Raw genomic sequence first — 2685 nt, 5'->3', positions numbered from 1 at the left:
CCGGGCGGGCCCGCTGCGGACCATCGCACCGGGCCCGCCCGGGTCATGACGTGACGAGCCAGCGCCCGCTCACGGCGGAGGCACCATCTGAGCGGTGGCGTCCAGGTTGCGGACCGGTTTGCCCTCCTCGTACGACACCGGGACGGTACCCGCGAGCTCGGCCACGGCCTTCTTGAGTGCTGACGACGCTGCGCCTTCATGCGACGTGGTGACCGTGATACCCGACGCGTCCGGCAGCAGGGCCGCCGTATAGACCGGGAACGGCAGCGAATCGGCCTGTGCCGCATCGCCGATCCTCTTGAGGACAGGGTCGACGGTCGCCCGCGCGTAGGACGCGTGCCGGATCTCGGCGCGTCCCGTCTCGACGCCGGGATGCGCCTGGGCGGCGGCCGCGACGAGGGCTCTGGCCCGCGGCTCGTCCGTCGCGAACAGCACGACCCGGCCTGCCGCCGGGTCCAGCTTCAGCGCGCCGAAGGTGTCCTTGAACCCGCCGCGCCCCTGCTCTCCGAGCGCCGACGCCAAGTCCTGCAGCGCTGCGAGCGAGAGCGCGTCCACCTGCTGCGCCGGCGAGGAGACCACGGCCCCGGGACCAGCAGGGCCGCCACCGGCCGACGCACTGGTACCGCAGCCACACAGCAACCCCGCTGCCGTCAGCACGGCGGCCGACCACGCGGGTACTCGCGATGGTGTCACTCGGTGAACTCCGTCCTGGTGGCGCTTCTGATGGTTCGATCCGTCTCGGTCGCGGTGCCATACGGCTGTGCGGTGCCACGCGGTCGTGGGGTCAGGCTGCGGGGAGGGTGGGGTTGGTCGGACCCGGGCCCGGGCGGCGGTCGGTGGGGCGGGCCGGGGGGATGACGGGGGCGTGGAAGTCGCGCGGGCCGGTCCACAGGGCGGGGACGGCGTCGCCGCGGCGGGCGAGTTCGTAGGCCAGCGCCTCGTAGTTGACGCGCCAGCCGTGGAAGTGCTGCCAGGCCTCGTCGACCGGGCGCTCACGGGGGAAACCGGCGCTCGTGATCATGGCGACGGCGCCGATGTACTCGGTGTAGGTCAGGCGGATCGGGACGTCCGGGTCCGGGTCCGGGTCGAAGTCGATCCGCACGGAGCGGCCGATGTCGCGCAGCGCGGTGAAGCCCGCGCGCAGCACCAGGCGGGCCTCGGGCGGGGCCGAGCGCGGGCAGAGCGCGAGGTGGAGGGCGGCCGCGTCGAGCACCGCGATCAGGCCGACCACCCAGCTGCGGTTCGGCTGCGGGGAGCGGAAGGACAGCAGCACCGGGTAGTTGGAGTGGCTCTCGCCGATGTCGGCGGCGAGCCGCTCCCAGTCCCGGTAGAGCTGGGGGAGGGCGGTCTCGGTGTCGACGAGGGACTGCCGGGCCAGCAGTTCCGGGCCCCAGGCGGGCTCGCCGGCCCGGGACTGGAGCAGGGTCACCTCGGTCTCCCGCCGCTGGTAGGCGGCGTAGAGGGTGGGCAGGTAGGCGATCTGAAGGGCGATCACCAGCGGCCCGCTGGCGGCGGCCATGAAGTCGATCGCCGACAGTTGCAGGCGCTCGCCGCTGGCGTAGCCGAGGGTGAAGAGGCTGGACCCGGACTCCCGGATGGCCACCGACCAGCTGAGGTCGGACGTGCCGTGCAGCAGCAGGGTGTAGGCGAGCAGCATGCCGCTGAGCCACACCCCGAGCATGCCGAGCAGGATCAGCGGCGCCAGCCAGGTCAGCGCCCGGTCCTGCGCGTAGTAGCTGCGGAACGGCGTCGCGTAGAGCCGGAGCACGGTCCGCAGCACCCGCCAGAGCCGGCTGACCAGCGCCGAGTACAGCCCGCGCGGGACGACCAGCGTGCGCAGGATGCTGCCGACGATGAGCAGGAGCAGCAGGGCGCCGGCCAGGGTGTGGATCATCCTCATGGCGCCATTGTGGCGGTCCGGCGGAGCGGCTGCGGCACGGGGCGGGCGCCCGGTGGCCGGGTCCGGTGCCGGCCGGGTCTTTGATCGGGCCATATCCGAGGGGCGCTGTGGCCGGGTCGGCGCAGACGGGCGCGGGACTGTTCCCCGTGCGGTTGTCGAGGCCGGCGCGCGGCTCGCGTTGTTGGAGATGTCCTCGGACTCGGGGGTGAGTGCGGGGGACGTCTTCGGCCATGTCGCGGTCACGTCCGGCGACGAGGCTGCGCCGGTCCGTGATCGTGAAAGTCGTGATCAGATTGCTACGGGCTGTCACTCGGTCGCGCGCTGACGCTACCGGGCGCCGTACCTGATCAGGCCACCGGCGGGATCCGGCCGGATGGGCTGCGTGGACCGTGTTCCGCTCGTGGCCCCGTGATCCCGCACGCTCGTGTTCGATTCCGTTCGCCGGTGAGTCCGCTCGTCCCGACCGCCCGTGTGGTGTCCGGCCGCGGGGCGGTGGTGACGTAAGCCCCGTGCGGCGCTTGCCCGGAGCTCTCCGAAACCCCGGTCTGACGGGTTGTCCGGTTCTGGGAGGCGCAGGTGCCGGCTCTTGGCGATTCCCTGCCGGTGCGGGGGAGGGCTGCGTACTTTCTGAACCCTGCCGGGACGCGCTGGGGGAGTCGTCGCGACCCCTGGCCTTCCACCGTCCCGGGATTCCGCAGCCCCCCGGGGGGGGGGGGGCCCGGGGCGCGCGCCCCCCCGCCCCGGCGGCCCCCCCCCCCCCCCAAGGAACGGACCAAGCCCCCGCC

Annotated in this window: 2 protein-coding genes; both read right to left on the bottom strand. The window is 73.5% G+C overall.

What is annotated here, in order from left to right; genetic code table 11:
• Positions 1-69: 69 nt before the first annotated feature.
• Positions 70-579: a hypothetical protein gene (locus tag ACFV61_RS12430; RefSeq protein WP_380491498.1), complete on the bottom strand. Its 510-nt coding sequence runs from the start codon at positions 577-579 to the stop codon at positions 70-72.
• Between the two features lie 205 nt (positions 580-784).
• Complete coding sequence (locus ACFV61_RS12425; RefSeq protein WP_380491496.1) at positions 785-1900, bottom strand: hypothetical protein; 1116 nt, start codon at positions 1898-1900, stop codon at positions 785-787.
• Between the last annotated feature and the right edge of the window lie 785 nt (positions 1901-2685).

Origin of the sequence: Kitasatospora sp. NPDC059817, assembly GCF_042731835.1 — a bacterium.
GTDB lineage: Bacteria > Actinomycetota > Actinomycetes > Streptomycetales > Streptomycetaceae > Kitasatospora.
The sequence above is the reverse complement of the archived record's forward strand: the minus strand, read 5'-3'. Positions and strand labels throughout refer to the sequence as shown.